This window comes from Burkholderia sp. ABCPW 111, from assembly GCF_000773065.1.
Taxonomy (GTDB): domain Bacteria; phylum Pseudomonadota; class Gammaproteobacteria; order Burkholderiales; family Burkholderiaceae; genus Burkholderia; species Burkholderia savannae.
In genome coordinates this window covers 32429-48415 of the sequence record NZ_JPWT01000085.1, presented here as the reverse complement: position 1 = coordinate 48415, position 15987 = coordinate 32429, and the positions used below count along the sequence as shown (strand labels likewise).

General features: G+C 71.5%; 13 protein-coding genes and 1 riboswitch. Of the genes, 5 read left to right on the top strand and 8 right to left on the bottom strand.

The features are described 5' to 3' along the window. Positions 1 to 386 precede the first annotated feature (386 nt). Positions 387 to 1085, bottom strand: a complete 699-nt coding sequence (locus X946_RS19875) for a DJ-1/PfpI family protein (protein ID WP_038751055.1) — start codon at positions 1083 to 1085, stop codon at positions 387 to 389. A gap of 87 nt (positions 1086 to 1172) precedes the next feature. Here X946_RS19875 and X946_RS19870 point away from each other — a divergent pair, with 87 nt between their 5' ends. The 5 genes from X946_RS19870 (at position 1173) to X946_RS19850 (ending at position 6307) form a co-directional block, all read left to right on the top strand. After that, complete coding sequence (locus X946_RS19870) at positions 1173 to 2237, top strand: GlxA family transcriptional regulator (protein ID WP_038751053.1); 1065 nt, start codon at positions 1173 to 1175, stop codon at positions 2235 to 2237. Positions 2238 to 2404: 167 nt separating this feature from the next. Then, positions 2405 to 3445 (top strand): tryptophan--tRNA ligase, encoded by a 1041-nt coding sequence (gene trpS / locus X946_RS19865; RefSeq protein ID WP_038751052.1) that lies wholly within the window; start codon positions 2405 to 2407, stop codon positions 3443 to 3445. Positions 3446 to 3862: 417 nt separating this feature from the next. Further along, a complete protein-coding gene (locus tag X946_RS19860; RefSeq protein WP_038751051.1) occupies positions 3863 to 4534 on the top strand; it encodes a glycine zipper 2TM domain-containing protein in 672 nt (223 codons plus the stop codon). 196 nt (positions 4535 to 4730) lie between these two features. Beyond that, on the top strand, positions 4731 to 5006 hold the full coding sequence (locus tag X946_RS19855) for a DUF4180 domain-containing protein (protein WP_052145128.1): 276 nt from the start codon (positions 4731 to 4733) through the stop codon (positions 5004 to 5006). A gap of 353 nt (positions 5007 to 5359) precedes the next feature. Then, positions 5360 to 6307, top strand: a complete 948-nt coding sequence (locus X946_RS19850) for a CPBP family intramembrane glutamic endopeptidase (protein WP_038751050.1) — start codon at positions 5360 to 5362, stop codon at positions 6305 to 6307. 106 nt (positions 6308 to 6413) lie between these two features. Here X946_RS19850 and X946_RS19845 read toward each other — a convergent pair whose 3' ends face one another. The 7 genes from X946_RS19845 to X946_RS19815 form a co-directional block, all read right to left on the bottom strand. Then, a complete protein-coding gene (locus X946_RS19845; RefSeq protein WP_038751049.1) occupies positions 6414 to 7697 on the bottom strand; it encodes a voltage-gated chloride channel family protein in 1284 nt (427 codons plus the stop codon). 83 nt (positions 7698 to 7780) lie between these two features. Next, positions 7781 to 7847: riboswitch (Fluoride riboswitch) on the bottom strand. Between the two features lie 146 nt (positions 7848 to 7993). Then, a complete protein-coding gene (locus X946_RS19840) occupies positions 7994 to 8716 on the bottom strand; it encodes a haloacid dehalogenase type II (protein ID WP_038751047.1) in 723 nt (240 codons plus the stop codon). Positions 8717 to 9161: 445 nt separating this feature from the next. Then, the gene (locus tag X946_RS19835; RefSeq protein WP_038751045.1) at positions 9162 to 10190 is read right to left on the bottom strand and encodes a chemotaxis response regulator protein-glutamate methylesterase; all 1029 of its coding nucleotides are present in this window, start codon (positions 10188 to 10190) and stop codon (positions 9162 to 9164) included. Between the two features lie 4 nt (positions 10191 to 10194). Next, on the bottom strand, positions 10195 to 12606 hold the full coding sequence (locus X946_RS19830; protein ID WP_038751043.1) for a hybrid sensor histidine kinase/response regulator: 2412 nt from the start codon (positions 12604 to 12606) through the stop codon (positions 10195 to 10197). Next, the gene (locus X946_RS19825) at positions 12603 to 13331 is read right to left on the bottom strand and encodes a chemotaxis protein CheW (protein WP_038751041.1); all 729 of its coding nucleotides are present in this window, start codon (positions 13329 to 13331) and stop codon (positions 12603 to 12605) included. The genes X946_RS19830 and X946_RS19825 overlap by 4 nt, the downstream gene beginning before the upstream one ends. Continuing rightward, a complete protein-coding gene (locus X946_RS19820) occupies positions 13312 to 15441 on the bottom strand; it encodes a CheR family methyltransferase (protein ID WP_038751039.1) in 2130 nt (709 codons plus the stop codon). The genes X946_RS19825 and X946_RS19820 overlap by 20 nt, the downstream gene beginning before the upstream one ends. After that, positions 15438 to 15974 carry a chemotaxis protein CheW gene (locus tag X946_RS19815; protein ID WP_038751037.1) on the bottom strand — a complete coding sequence of 179 codons (537 nt, stop codon included), beginning with the start codon at positions 15972 to 15974 and terminating at the stop codon, positions 15438 to 15440. Before X946_RS19815 ends, X946_RS19820 begins: the two co-directional genes overlap by 4 nt. Positions 15975 to 15987: the final 13 nt, after the last annotated feature.

Here is a 15987-nt window from a genome sequence, read left to right as displayed (position 1 = left end):
GTCGCTTCGTCTTGCGTCGCTTCGTCTTGCGTCGCTTCGTCTTGCGTCGCTTCGTCTTGCGTCGCTTCGTCTTGCGTCGCTTCGTCTTGCGTCGCGCTCGCGCGATGCGCTTCACGCGACGCGCGCACATCACGCGCAATCGCGACGCCCCGCACGCACGCCCCGCGTGAACGGCGCGCAGCGTCGCAGCGTTCGATCCACGCGGTCAAACGCGATTCGATCGAATCGCGACGAGCGGAGCGGAGCCACGCAGCGCGGCGTCGCTTCGAAGCGCACGCTGTCCGCGCGAGCGCCGCCCCGCGATCCGGCGGCATCCGCCCGCGCCCCGCGCCGCCGCGCTCCGCTATCTCCGGCTCGCGCCCCCGTCCGTCAACGGACCATACGCGTCAACGCTCCGCCAGGCCGCGCTCCAGCGCCGCCGCCACGCGCGCGACCACCTGCTCGCGCCGCGCGAGCACCGGCTTCGACCGCTCGCGCACGCGCTCGACGATCCGCGCCGGCGCGGTGTCCGGATCGCCCGCGTCGAACGGCGGCGCCGGCGCGTATTCGAGTTGCAATTGCACGGCCTGCGCAACGTCCTCGCCGACGAGTTCCGCCGCGAGCGTCAGCGCGAAATCGATCCCCGCCGTCACGCCGCCGCCCGTCACGAGGTTGCCGTCGCGCACGACGCGCTCGCGCACCGGAATCGCGCCGAGCGGCGCGAGCAGCGAATGGAACGCCCAGTGCGTCGTCGCGCGCCGGCCGCGCAGCAGCCCCGCCGCGCCGAGCACGAGCGCGCCCGTGCACACCGAGCTCACGTAGCGCGCGTGCGCCGCCTGCCGGCGGATGAACGCGAGCGTGTCCGCGTCCTCCATCAGATCGGCGACGCCCATGCCGCCCGGCACGCAGATCACGTCGAGCGGCGGACAGTCGTCGAACGTCGCGTCCGGCGCGAGCGCGAGCCCGCTGCTCGCCGCAACCGGCTCGCGCGTTTTCCAGACGAGCCGCGCCGTGACGCCCGGCAGCGACGCGAACACGTCGTGCGGCCCGGTCAGGTCGAGTTGCTGCACCTGCGGAAACAACAGTAATCCCACTTCGATGGCCATTCCTCACCTCCTCCTTTTCGCGGTTGTCGCACCGCGCCGCGCGCCCGCGCCGGCGTCGTGGACAAACCGACTGTACGCAAGTACCGTATGGCGGATATGCCAAAGTCCCCACGAATCCCGCCAGCCGAGCCGCTCATATCCGTGCCCGCGCCCGCCGCCGCGCGCCGCGCCGTACACGTGCTCGCCTTCGACGACGTGCAGTTGCTCGACGTCGCCGGGCCGCTCCAGGTGTTCTCGACCGCGAACGACTTCGCGGCGCAACGCGGCCTCGCGATTCCGTACGCGCCGCGCGTCGTCGCCGCGAACGCGCGTTCGGTGGCGTCGTCGGCGGGGCTTGCGTTCTTCGCCGCGCCGCTGCCCGCCGCGCGCGAGCCGTCCGACACGCTGATCGTCGCGGGCGGCTGGGGCGTCCACGACGCGACGCGCGATCCGCGGCTCGTCGACTGGGTGCGCCGCCGCGCGGCCCGGACGCGGCGCGTCGCGTCGGTGTGCTCGGGCGCGTTCGTGCTCGCGGCGGCGGGGCTGCTCGACGGCCGCCGCGCCGTCACGCACTGGTCGCGCTGCGAAGAACTCGCGCGGCGCTACCCCGGCGTGCGCGTCGACCCCGATCCCATTTTCGTACGCGACGGCAACGTCTGGACGTCGGCAGGCGTCACGGCCGGCATCGATCTGGCGCTCGCGCTCGTCGAGAACGATCTCGGCCGCGCGCTCGCGCTCGACGTCGCGCGGCATCTCGTCGTGTTCCTGAAGCGGCCGGGCGGCCAGGCGCAATTCAGCACGGCGCTGACGCTGCAGCATGAAGGCGGCGGCTTCAGCGAACTGCACGCGTGGGCGGCCGCGAATCCGGGCGCGGATCTGTCGGTCGCGGCGCTCGCCGCGCGCGCCGGCATGAGCGAGCGCAGCTTCATGCGCCGCTATCGCGAGGCGACCGGCAAGACGCCCGCGCGCGCGATCGAGCAGATGCGCGTCGAGGCGGCGCGCAATCTGCTGGCCGGCGGGCCGCTGCCGATCAAGCGCATCGCCGCGCGCTGCGGGTTCGGTTGCGAGGAAACGATGCGGCGCAGCTTCCTGCGCATGCTCGGCGTGACGCCGCGGGCGTACCGCGAGCGGTTCGCGCCGCATGGCGCGAGAACCGAAAATGTGCGACCCTAGCCGCATGCCCACGCAGCTTCCTCCCCTCTCGCACTGCTGGCGCCGCGCCTGACGCAGCGGCATAGTCACATCCCGTTCACGACCATGCCGCCGCATCCGGCCGGCATTGCGTCGATCGCGCCCCAGCTCGGCCCGGATTGCGGCGGTTCTTCCCGGAGAAACCGTTCATGCAAGACGACATCTCGATCCCGGCACGAGCGCCGATCGCGCTGACGGGCGACCGCCCGACCGGCCCGCTGCACCTCGGCCATTACGTCGGCTCGCTGAAGACGCGCATCGCGCTGCAGGACACCCACCGGCAGTTCATCCTCGTCGCCGACACGCAGGCGCTGACCGACAACGCGCACGATCCCGACAAGGTCCGCCGCAACGTGATCGAGGTCGCGCTCGACTATCTGGCCGTCGGCATCGATCCGCGCAGGAGCACGATCGCCGTGCAATCGGGGCTGCCCGCGCTCGCCGAGCTGACGCTCTTCTATCTGAACTTCGTCACCGTCGCGCGCCTGGAGCGCAACCCGACGATCAAGGACGAGATCCACGCGCGCGGCTTCGGCCGCGACATTCCCGCGGGCTTTCTCTGCTACCCGGTCGCGCAGGCGGCCGACATCACCGCGTTCAAGGCCGACACGGTGCCCGTCGGCGACGATCAGCTGCCGCTCATCGAGCAGACGAACGAGATCGTCCGGCGCATCAACCGGCAGGCGGGCGTCGACGTGCTGCCCGAGGCGAGCGCGCTGATCTCGTCGACGGGGCGGCTGCCGGGCGTCGACGGCCGGGCGAAGATGAGCAAATCGCAGGGCAACGCGATTGCGCTGTCGTCGCCGCCGGCGGCGATCGCCGATGCGGTCAAGCGGATGTACACCGATCCGAACCACTTGCGCGTGTCCGATCCGGGCACGGTCGAAGGCAACGTCGTGTTCACGTATCTCGACGCGTTCGACGACGAGCCGGACGAAGTCGAGCGGCTGAAGGCCGCGTATCGCGCGGGCGGGCTCGGCGACATGACGCTCAAGCGCCGCCTCGAAGACAAGCTGCAGGCGCTGATCGCGCCGATCCGCGAACGGCGCGCGCAGCTCGCGCGCGAGCCGGGCTACGTCGTCGACGTGCTGAAGGAAGGCACCGCGCGCGCGAACGACGTCACGCAACGCACGCTCGACGACGTGCGCGATGCGCTGGGCGCGTTTTCGTACCGGCGGTTCGTCGGGTGACGCGCGCGTCGGCGCGGAGCGACGTTGCGCCTTTTCGCCTTTTCGCCTTTTCGCCTTTTCGCCCGTTTCACCGTTTCACCGTTTCACCGTTTCATCGATTCATCGATTCATCGATTCACCGTTTCGACGTTTCGCCGCAGCACCGGGACGCTGGAGCGTCTGGGTATCGCTGCATGGCGGCATCGCTTGGCGTGTGCCGTTCGAGCGTGTCGGTCGGATCGCTCGACGCACGCGCTCGACAACGCGCCGTTTCCTCGGACGAATCGTTTCACCGGCCCGAAAACAGCCGTCCAGGACGGGATTTCCGCACGCGCCGACCGCGCGGCTACAGACTTTACACACTGTTACGCGCGGCGCTCATCCAACGATGACGGCATTCCCTATACTGCCGCCGTGCAATAGCAACCACCCGCTACCATGAACACGAAGCCCATCCGAAAGACGGCAACGCAGCGCCCGGCTTTCACGAAGACTGCTCTGCTCGCGTCGCTCGCCGCGACGGCCGCGCTGTCGCTGAGCGCATGCGTCGCGCCGGGTGCGTACGGACCGTATGGTTCGCAGCCGCAGTACGGCGCGCCCGTCTATTCGCAGCCGTCGTATGCGCAGCCGTCGTACTCGCAACCGTCGTACGCGCAGCCCGATTACTCACAGCCTGCACAGCCTGATTACTCGCAGCCCGGTTATCCGCAGCAAGGCTACGCGCAGCCCGGCTATCAATCCGGCTATCAGCAGGGCTATCAGCCCGGCTACTCGACCCAGTACGGCACGATCGCCGGCATCCGCCCGATCGGCGGCGCGATCGGCCCGTCGGGCGTCGCGGGCACGGTCGTCGGCGCGCTCGTCGGCGGCGTGCTCGGCAACCAGATCGGCCGCGGCCATGGCCGCGACGCCGCGACGGTCATCGGCGCGCTCGGCGGCGCGGTCGCGGGCAACCAGATCGGCCAGCAGATGGGCACGCAGCCGAGCGCCTATCGCGTCGACGTGCAATTGAGCGACGGCTCGATGCGCTCGTTCGACCTGCAGACGCCGGGCGATCTGCGCCCGGGCGATCGCGTGCGCATCGACGGCAATCAGATTTCACGGTATTGAATCGCGCCGCCCGACAGCGGCGGCGGCCGCGTACGCGGCGCATGAGCAAAGCGACGGAAAGCTCGGGGCCGGCCGTTACGGCCGCCCGGCTCCCGTCGTTTTTTTATGCGGCGTCGCGAAGCCCGTCTCGAACGTCCGGCCGCGTGATCGTTCGACGATTCGCGGCATGCGCCGGACTGCACGAGCCGACGCATCCTTGCGTCCCTTTCGCCTTCCTCGTCTTCGCGAGCAGGCGTACATCGACTTCCTTGGCCTCGTCACGCGCGTCGCCGGACACCTCGCGCGGAAGCCGATCCACTATCGCGCGAGGCTCGCCGCCGTCGGCGACATCGACGCGGCGCTCGCGCGCGGCCGCGCGTTGCGCGAACTCGTGCACGAAACGAATCGCGGCGACGCGTTCTGGTTCGTCGCGGATGTCGGCGCGCTCGCGCAACGGCTGCCCGAGCGCAGCCGCGCCGCCGGCGCGCGCTGAGCGCGCGGAGCCATCGCGTCGCGCGCGCGCCGAACCGCACGGATCGCGAACCCGAATCGGCGCGTCGATCCCGTGCGGCGCCCAGCGCGAGGCGATGCGAACGGCGTTGCGGCGCACCCGACGCATCGCCGCCCGCCCCGGACGCACGCGCTGAAACCGCTCGCTGAACCCGCGCGAGGCCCCGCCGCGCATCGCGCGACACATCGCGACCATTCTCCACAATCCGCGACACCACATTTCCTCGCGCCGGATGTACCATTCGGCCCGGTACGCGCCGCATTCCGAGACCTGGCCGAGCGACGTACGCGAAGGCAATTCGTAAGCATTTCCATCGAAAAACCAGTGACGCGCAAATGGGAGATGTGAACAAAACCGGCTGGCCGCCCCCGTCATCGCCTCGACTCAAACGCATCTGGTACGGCGCCCACGGCCTGCGAACCGGCTGGGCCGTGCTGCTGTATGCGGCGATCGTCGTGGCGATCGTGCTCGCGCTCGGCTACGCGGCTCGCATCGCGCACCATCCGTTTCGTCCGCACATCGAGTCGAGCGCGGCCGGCCAGATTCCGTTCGAGCTCGCGCTGTGCGCGGCATCGCTGATCGCGACGCGCGTGATGAGCCGCATCGACCGTCGCTCATGGCTCGACTACGGGCTGCGCGCGCCGCACAGCGCGTCGCACTTCGTCTGGGGCGCGCTCTGCAGTCTCGTCGCCGTGTCGGCGATCATGGGCCTGCTCGTGCTGACGGGCGGCGCGACGATCGAATACTCGGGCGCGAGCCGGGCGGCCGCGCTCGAATCGGCGCTCGCGTGGGCGGCCGCGTTCGCGCTCATCGCACTCGCCGAGGAAGTGGCGTTTCGCGGCTACCCGTTCTTCAAGCTCGCGCAGCGCGCGCATCCCGTCGTCGCGGCGGCGCTCACGTCGCTCGCGTTCGGCATGTCGCACGTATCGAATCGCAACGAGAACATCGCGGGCATCGTGCCCATCGTGATGTACGGGCTCGTCGCGTGCGTCGCGATCTGGCGCACCGGCTCGCTGTGGTGGGCGCTCGGCGAGCATGCGATGTGGGACTGGAGCGAGTCGTTCCTGTTCGGCGCGGCCGACAGCGGGCTCACCGCGCACGACACGCTGTTCAGGAGCCACGCGATCGGCCCCGTCTGGCTGAGCGGCGGCACGGTCGGCCCCGAGGCGAGCGTGCTCGTGTTTCCGGCGCTCGCGGCGCTTGCATACGTCGCATGGCGCCTGCCGCCGCGCGCGGCGTCGAACGATCCGGCGCTCGCGCACAAGCGCCGACAGATGATCTGAGCCGCCTGCGGCGGTCGATTCGCAATCGGCGCGCGGCCGGCGCGCTGCAACGCGCCTTTAGAGGTCACGCACGCGCCGCCCCGTCCCCACGCGCCGCGGCGCGCGCTCACCTCGCCGCCGCCTCCTTCGCAGCCGGCTGCGCGACGCTCGCTTCGCCGCGCGGCCCCGGCAGCTTCGCTTGACCGACGCGCTGCGCGCGATAGATGCCCGCCTGCCCGGAGAACAGATACGCGACGACGCAGGCCAGCGCCGCATACACGCCGATCGGCGCGCCGAACAGTTCGATCGCCATGATCGTCGACGCAATCGGCGTGTTCGCCGCGCCGGCGAACACCGCGACGAAGCCGAGCCCCGCGAGCACGGGCAAGGGCAGCGCGAGCAGATGCGACAGCGCGTTGCCGAGCGTCGCGCCGATGTAGAAGAGCGGCGTCACTTCGCCGCCCTTGAAACCCGACGCGAGCGTGACGACCGTGAACGCGAACTTGCCCGCGAAATCGTAGACGGGCAGCGGCCCGCGAAACGCGGCTTCGATCGTCGGAATGCCGAGGCCGAGATACTGCGGCGTGTGAAGGAGCGTCGCCGCAAGCGCGACGAGCGCGCCGCCCGCGACGGGACGCAACGGCGCATAGGCGATCCACCGCTTCGCGCGCGCGCCGAGCGCATGCGTCGCCGCGGCGAACAACCGGCCGACGATGCCGAACGCGATGCCGGCCGCCACCGCCGACGCGGCGCCCGCCGCGCTCAACGCGGGCACGAACGGCACCGCATAGACAGTGTGATGGATGCCCCACATCCGGCACACGGCATCGGCGACGACCGACGCCGCGACGCACGCGAGCAGCGCATCGTAACGCAGCCGTCCGATCGCGAGCACTTCGAGGCCGAACACCGCGCCCGCGAGCGGCGTGCCGAACACCGATGCGAAGCCGGCGGCGATCCCGCCCATCAGCATGATCCGGCGGTCGTCGCGGCCGAGTGCGAAAAGCTGCGTGACGCGATCGGCGAGCGCGCCGCCCATCTGCACCGCGGTGCCTTCGCGCCCCGCCGAACCGCCGAACAGATGCGTGAGAACGGTCGCGGCGAGCACGAGCGGCGCCATCCGCTTCGGCACGATGCGCTGCGGATCGTGGATCTCGTCGATCAGCAGGTTGTTGCCGCGCTCGACGGACCGGCCGGCGCGATGATAGACCCAGCCGGTCGCGAAGCCCGCGGCGGGCAGGAGCCACAGCAGCCACGGATGCGCGACGCGCGCGCCCGTCGCGAGATCGAGCGCCCGGAGAAAGAACGCGGACGCCGAGCCGGCGAGCGCGCCGACGACGGCCGACAACGCGAGCCAGCGGCACAGATGCGCGAGCGCCGCGACGGGCTCGAGGGTGTGCAGACGTTTCATGGATTTCCAGATTCGACAGGACATCAAACCCGGGCGGCAGGATGCCGCTTGTTGACGGATGGCCTACGACCTCCTGCACCCAGGAACGCGTAGGCATCATCAGCCGGCTCGCCGGCGGTTGTACGGAGGCATGCCATCTCCGGTCGCCGCGGATTGTACGCGATGCGGCTCGCGCGCGGCAACCGTCGCGGCGAACGCGGCGCGGCGGTTGCCGCGCGCCCTCGGCCCTCAGCGCATGCGCGGCCGGTCGAGGCACGGCGCGCGGCCCGTCGCCCGGCCGCGCGCCGCGTCGCTCGTCACGCGCCGAGCCGCTGCGCGAGTTCGACGAAATCCGCCGCGACGACGTCCCAATCCTGCTCCGCGCGCAGATCCGTCGTCTGCGCGGGGCCGTGCTCGCGCGGGCGCGCGACGAACGCGCTGCGGTAGCCGCAGCGCCGCGCGGCCGCGAGATCGCCGTTGTGCGCGGCGACGAGGCACACCTGCTCGGGCCGCAGCGCGAGGATGTCGGCCGTGCGCAGATACGCTTCGGGCGTCGGCTTGTACGCCTGCGCGAGTTCGGCGCCGAGGATCGCGTCCCACGGCAGACCGGCGCGCTTGGCCATGTCGATCATCAGGATCACGTTGCCGTTCGACAGCGGCGCGATGATGTAATGCGCCTTCAGCCGGGCGAGCCCCGCGACCGAATCGGGCCACGGATCGAGCCGGTGCCACGCGAGATTCAATTCGTCGAGATCGGTGTCGGGCACGCTCGCGCGATCGACGCCGAACGCGGGCAGGATCGCCTCGAGATTCTCCCGGTGCAGCACGTCGAGCCGCGTGAACGGCCGCCGGCCGCTTCGCACTTCCTCCATCGCGGGCGAATAGCTCGCGCGCCACGCATCGGCGAACGCCGCGGGATCGGCCCCCGCGCGGCCATACTTCGCCAGAAAGGGGCCCGCGTCGCGAATGATGCCCGCGCGCCAATCGACCACGGTGCCGAACACGTCGAAAACCAACGCCTTCACGCCAAGCGCTTGCATGATGCTCTCCTGAGTCGTGGGATGAAGTTTCAGGATGCAGCGGGCCCGTCGGGGAAATCGTGCGGTGCTCGTCGGCCGTGCGCGCGCGGCCGGCTCGTGCCGCGGCCGGCCGCGCGGGCGGGATCGACGAACGCAGAACCGCCCCGTGCGGCCGCCGAACGCAAACTGCCGAACGCGGACCGCCGCTCCTGCACGTCTGGAAAATCGCACATCTGCCGCTCGACATTATCGGCGAATAGCGCGCGCGCTTTCGCTAGGACGCAATCGAGGCAGAAGTCGATGTCGATGTCGATGTCGAATTGGAAGCCGAATCCGCGGTGCGAAGGGGAACTCGGGGAAGACTTCGAACGCTTCGAACGCTTCGAACGCTTCGAACGCTTCGAACGCTTCGAACGCTTCGAACGCTTCGAACGCTTCGAACGCTTCGAACGCTTCGAACGCGCGCTCAGCGCCAGCGATGCTTGCTGCGCGGAACGAGCGAGATCAGTTGATCGGCGATCCGGTCGAGCGGCAGCACGGCGGTCGCCGCGCCGATCGCGGCGGCCGCCTTCGGCATGCCGTACACGGCGCTCGTCGCCTCGTCCTGCGCGATCGTGTAATGCCCCTTCGTGCGCATCGCCTTCAGGCCAAGCGCGCCGTCGCGTCCCATGCCCGTCAGCAGCACGCCGATCGCCCCGCCCTTCCAGTGCTCGACGATGCTGTGAAAGAACACGTCGACCGACGGCCGATAAGGCGTCTCCTCCGGCCGCCGCGTGTAGCCGAGCAGCCCGCGCGGCGTCAGATGCAGGTGATCGTTCGTCGCCGCGAGCAGCACCTCGCCCATCTGCGGCACGCTGCCCTGCCGCGCGATGCGCACCGGCAGCGGCGAGTAGCCGTCGAGCCATTGCGCCATCCCGATCGCGAACGCCTGATCGACGTGCTGGACGATCACGATCGCCGCCGGGAAATCCTCCGGCAGCCGCCGCAGCAGCGCGGTCAACGCGGTCGGCCCGCCCGCCGACGCGCCGATCGCGACGAGCGGCGGCAGCGCGCCCTGCGGCGCGGGCGCGGCGGCGGACGGCGCGGCGGACGGCGTGCGCGTCGCGAGCAGCCGGCCGATCTGGTCGATCTTCGCGAGCAGCGGCTGCGACGGATCGGCGCTGCCGCCCTGCTCGAGCGTGGGCGTGTCGACCGCGTCGAGCGCGCCTTCGCCCATCGCCTCGTACACGTACGACGCATTCGCGCCGACGTTCGCGGTGACGATCAGGATCGCGCACGGCGAGCGCGCCATGATGCTGCGCGTCGCCGACACGCCGTCGATTCTCGGCATCACGAGATCCATCAAGACGAGGTCGGGCGGCTGCGCGACGCAGAAATCGACGGCCTGCGCGCCGTCCGTCGCGACCCACAGCACGCGATGCTCGGGCCGCAGCGCGATCGTGCGGCGCAACGCCTCGACGGCGAGCGGCAAGTCGTTGACGATGCCGATGTTCATGGCTTTACGCGTCCCCAATCAGGTCGTGCACGGCGTCGAGCAACGCCTCGTCGTGGAAGCCGCCCTTCGCCAGGTAATAGTCGGCGCCCGCTTCGAGCCCGCGCCGGCGGTCCTCGTCGCGATCCTTGTACGAGACGATCATCACGGGCACCGATTTCAGCAGCGGATCGCCCTTGATCAGCGTGACGAGCTCGATGCCGTCCATCCGCGGCATGTCGATGTCGGTGACGACCAGGTCGAAGCTGTCGCTGCGAATCGCGTTCCAGCCATCCATCCCGTCGATCGCGATCGTCACGTCGTAGCCGCGCTTCTCGAGCAATTTTCGCTCCAGCTCGCGCACGGTCAGCGAATCGTCGACGACGAGCACGCGCTTGCTGCGCCGCGCGAGCGCGTCCTGATCGCCGCGTCGCACCTTCGCGAGCTCGCCGCCGCGAATCAGCTTGTCGATCGAGCGGATCAGATCCTCGACGTCGACGATCAGCACCGGATCGCCATTTTCCAGCAAAGCGCCCGCCGCAATGTTCTGAATTTTGTTGAGGCGTCCGTCTAAAGGCTGCACGACGAGCATCCGCTCGCCGAGAAAGCGGTCGACCGCGACGCCGTAGGTTTCCGGCTCGCCGCCCACGACGACGACGGCCGTCGTCGGCCGGCCCTCGTCGAGCTCGCCTGCGTCGAGCAGCTGATGCGCGGTGACGAGGCCGACGCGGCGGTCGTCGAGCGGGAAATGCTGCTGGCCTTCGAGCACGTCGATGTCCGCGCGGTCGAGCTCGAGCGTGCGGCGCACCTGCACGAGCGGGAACGCGTACGGCTCGCCGCCGACCTCGACGATCAGGCTGCGGATCACCGACAGCGTGAGCGGCAGCTGCAGCACGAAGCGCATGCCGAGGCCCGGCTCGTTGAAGATCCGCACCGCGCCGCGCACCGATTTCACCATCTCCTGCACCGCGTCGAGGCCGACGCCGCGGCCGGACACGTCCGTCACCTGCTCGCGCATCGAGAAGCCCGGCAGCAGCAGGAATTCGAGCAGTTCCTGATCGGACAGGCGCGCGGCCGTGTCCTCGTCGGTCAGATTGTGGCGGACGATCGCCGCGCGCACCGCGGCGAGATCGGCGCCGGGGCCGTCGTCGCTCACGCTGACGAGCAGCGACCCGGCGCTGTGCCGCGCCTCGAGCGTGATGGCCGCTTCAGCCGGCTTGCCGCGCGCGAGCCGCGCATCGGGCGGCTCGACGCCGTGGTCGATCGCGTTGCGCAGCAGGTGGCCGAGCGGCGCGTCGAGCATGTCGAGGATGTCGCGGTCGACCTGCGTCGCTTCGCCGGCGATCGAAAAGCGCACACGTTTGCCGAGCGAGCGCGCGAGATCGCGCACGACGCGCGGATACGCGCGCGTCGCGTCGCCGAACGGGCGCATCCGGCATTGCAGCGCTTCGTCGTAGAGCTGCTCGGCGATGTGCGAGCTGCGGCGCTCGAAGCGGTCGAGCTCGTCGAGCCGCGTCGCGAACGTGCGCTGCACGTCGGTGAACATCTGCCGCGCCTCGTTGAGCGCGCCGAGCACTCGCGGGTCGGCGTCGTCGGCGAGCGATTCGACGAGCGCGTCGAGCGAGCGGGCCGCATCGCGCTGCGCGCGCTTCACGCGCAGCATCGATTCGGCGAACGGCTTCAGCCAGCGCGATTCGACGAGCGATTCGCCGGACAGGCTCAGCAGGCGGTTCAGCGTGTCCGCGCGCACGCGGCGCATCGAGCCGGATGCGCCGCGTGCTTCGCCGGCGTCCGATGCAACGCGAACGCCACCGACACCGGCCGCATCACTCGCATCACCCGCGCCACTCGCGCCGCCCATGCCGCTCGCATCGCCCGCGCCGACCGCGCCGACCACACCGCCCGCGCCGCGTCCGCCGCCGCTTGCGCGCATCGCGTCGGTCTTCCCGCTCGATCCGGCGGCGGCATCTCCGCCCGCCGCCCCGCCGCCGCGCGCGCCCGCGCCATCCGCCTCGCCCGCGTCGCCCGTCTGCGCGTCGCCCGTCCCCGCATCCGCCGCCGCGAGCGCCGCCGCGAACGCGTCGATCTCGTGCTGCGCGACCACCGCCGCCGCCTGCGGATCGCCCACGCGCACGAGCAGGTCGACGCCCGTCAGCAGCGCGTCGACATGACACGGCGTCAGCGGCCGCCGCCCGTGCTGCGCGGCGACGAAGCAATCCTCCATTCGCCCCGCGATGTCGACGCCCTGCGGCACCCCGACGATCCGCGCCGCGCCCTTCAGCGAATGCGCGGCGCGCATGCACGCCTCGAGCGTCGCCGCGTCCTGCGCGCCGCGCTCGAGCGCGAGCAGCCGCTCGGAGAGCGCCTGCGTCTGCGTGTGCGTCTCCTCGCGGAACAGCTCGAGCAGCGACGCGCGGCCGAAATCGTCGTCGTGACTCATCGCAGGCTCCGCGTGAGCGAATCGAACAGGCGGTCCTCGTCGAGCAGGCCGATCGTCTTGCCGCGCCACGCGAACACGCCGCGCGAATGCGCGTCGCCCGTGCGCGCGACGGTCGCCGGCACCGGCATCCACTCGGCCGGCGTGAAGCGCAGCACGCCTTCGACTTCGTCGACCGGGAACACGACCGGATCGCCGCGATGCGCGACGACGAGCATGCGCGTGAAGCTCGCGCGCGACGCGGCGCTATCGGCGCGCGCATCGAGGCTCAGCAGCTCCGCGAGCGACACCGCGACGCGCAGCGTGCCGCGCACGTTGACGATGCCGAGCACCGCACGGTTGCGGCGATGCGGCAGCGGATGAATCGATCTCGTGTCGGTGATCTCGCGCAGCACGCGGACCGGCAGCGCGAGCCATTCGTCGGCGACGCGAAACGCGAACGCCGAATGAACGGTCTCGGCCGCGCCGTCGCGCGCCGCCGACGGGGCCGGGGCCGCGTTCGCGCGCGGCGCGCGCTCGGCGGCGAGGCGCGCCGCGTCGGCGAGATCCGCGTCGGTCAGCGGGCGGTCGAGCAGCAGCGCCGCGTGACGCTCGAACACGGGGCAGTTCAGGCAGCGGCGGTACGTATCGAGCCGCTCGCACGAACGGTCGCCGCGCGTGCCGATGCGATTCCAGCAAGCGTCGATGTCGAATGCGATCCGTGGTCGCTCAACGGCGTCGCGGTCCATGGGTTCCTCTCGGTTCGCCGCCGTCCGTGTCGGTCACGGACGCGGCCGATTCGTATTGGGCCGCGCGCCGGGCCCGTTGCATCAGCCACTGTGCGCCGTCGCGATCGCCCGCTATGTCGAGCAGCGTCGCCAAATGAGTCAACGCTTCGTAATGCGACGGCTCGAGGTACAGCGCCTTCCGATAGCAGTCCGCCGCTTCGTCGCCGCGGCCTCGCGCATCGGCGATCAGGCCGAGCAGGTAGAAGGCGTCGGCGCACGGGCCGGACTGTTCGATCGACGCATGCACCGCCTGCTGCGCGGCGTCGAGCGCGCCCGCGTCGGCGAGGCGGCGGGCCACGTCGAGCAGCGCCTCGGGCGGCGCGCCGATGCGCGGATCGCCGGTCGCGCGCTGCGCGGCGTCGATCGCGGCGCCCATCGCGGCGGCGCCGCCGAGCGCCGGCGAGCCGGGCGCGCGCGGCGCGGGTGCCGGCTGCGCGACGCCGGCCGCGCCGGCGATCGGCCCAGACGCGAGCCACGCGGTGTCGAACGCCCGCGCGAGCGACGCGGACGTGCGCGGCGCGGCGCCGGCATCGCGCGCGATCGGCCCGGCAGCGGGCCAACCGGCGTCGGCCGCCGCCGTGGGCAGTGATTCGAGCGCCGGACGCGCGACGTTCGCGCGACGCGCAAGCGGCTCGGCCGCGACATGCGCGCCGCCGCCCGCACGCTCGAACGCATCGGCGTGCGCGTGCGCGCCGCCGGGCGCGCGCGAGAACGCGCCGGCCGCCGCCCAGCCCGCATCGAACGCGTTCGCTTGCGGCGCGATCGCGGCGCGTGCGGCGTCGCGAACCGCTCGCGCGAGCGGTTCGCCACCGGGCCGCGCGACGTCGGGCGCGCGCGCGAATGCGCCGACGGCCCGCCAGCCGGGATCGGAGCCGGAGTTGAAACCGGAGTTGAAGCCGGAGTCGAAGTCGAAGTCGGAATCGGATTCGGAATCACCGCCACGCGCGAGCGGCTCGGATGCGGAGCGCATCGCGGCCGGCGCGGGCACCGACGATCCGGCGGACGGCTCGGCCGGTGCGCCGTCGATCGCGCGCGCGATCGGCTCGGGCGTCGGCCATCCGGCATCGAAGAACCATTCATGCGCGATCGCGCGCAACGTGCCGCCGAGCGTCGGCGTGCGATCGGCGCCCGCGATGCCCGCCGCCGCCGATCCGCCGCGCCACGCGGCGCCCGCCGCATGCGCGCCGGTGCCGTTCGCGCCGGGCCACGCCGACGCGTCCACGGCCGGCTTGCGAAACGCGAATGCCAACGGAATCTGCGCGGACGTCAACCCCTGCCGCATCACGACCCCCGTCTCGGCCGGCCCGACGAACAGGATTCCGCGCTCGTCGAGCTGCTCCTCGACGATCCGCACGACGCGATCCTGCGCGTCGCGATCGAAATAGATCAGCACGTTGCGGCAAAACACGAAGTCGTACGGTTGACCGGGGCAGCCGAGCAGATCGAGCAGATTCGCCTGCCGGAACCGCACGCACGCGCGCACTCGCTCGTCGAGCACCCAGGCGTCGGCCGCCGCCTTGAAGTGCCGGCCGCGAAAGCCGAGCGCGTGGCCGCGAAACGAGTTGCGCCCGTAGCGCGCGCGCTCCGCGTGCGCGATCGCGCGCGCGCTGATGTCGAGCGCGTCGATCTCGAAGCGCGCCGGATCGATGCCCGCGTCGAGCAGCGCCATCGCCGCCGAATACGGCTCCTCGCCCGTCGAGCACGGCGCGCTCAGGACCCGCAGCGCGCGCGCGGGCTGAGCCGACAGCCGCTGCGCGCCGAACCGCGCGAGCGCGCCGAACGCCTCGCGCTCGCGGAAAAACCACGTCTCCGGCACGACGAACAGCTCGATCAGCGCGCGCCGCTCGTCGTCCGACGCGTTCAGGCGCTGCCAGTACGCATCGAGCGCTTCGCTCGTGATCGGCTGCGGCGAACGTGCGGCCTGCTCGGCCGCATCGCCGCCCGCGCCCGGCTGCGTCGCGGCGATCCGCTCGGCGAGCGCGCGCGCGACGAAGTCGTTGCCGAGCGAGGCCGGATCGATCCCCGTCTCGCGCGACAGCCACGCCTGAAAGCGCGGATCGAACGCGTTCATCGGCCGCCTCCCGTCGGTGCGCCCGCGAGCGGCGCGCTCGCGCCGGCCGGATCGAGCGCCGCCGCGTAGTCGAACAGCAATGCGCGCGCATCGCCGCTAACGATGTGCTGGACCGCGACCCACTGGACGACGCCGTCCGCGTCGCTCGCGATCGGCCCGAGCCAGCGCGCGTGCGGCGTCGCGATTCCGCTGTCGCGGAACGCGTCGCGCGCGATTCGCGCGGTCTGCGTCGCGCGCTCGACGATGAGCCCGAGCAGACGCACGCGCGGCGGCGCGACCGCCGGCTCGGCGGCAGGCAGCCGGTAGCGCACGAGCACGAGCCGCGTCGAGCGCAACGGCTGCGCGGCGCGGCCGAGCGCGAGCCGCGGCACGTCGATCACCGGCACCGGCTCGCCGCGATGCATGAGGATGCCGGCCGCCCACGCGGGCGCGCCGGGAATCGTCTTGGTCGCGGCGAGCGGCAGCACTTCGGCGATCTCCGCCGCATCGAGCGCGTAGCGCTCGCCGTCTAGGTGAAACAGCAGGAACAGCATGTCGGCTCCGCTT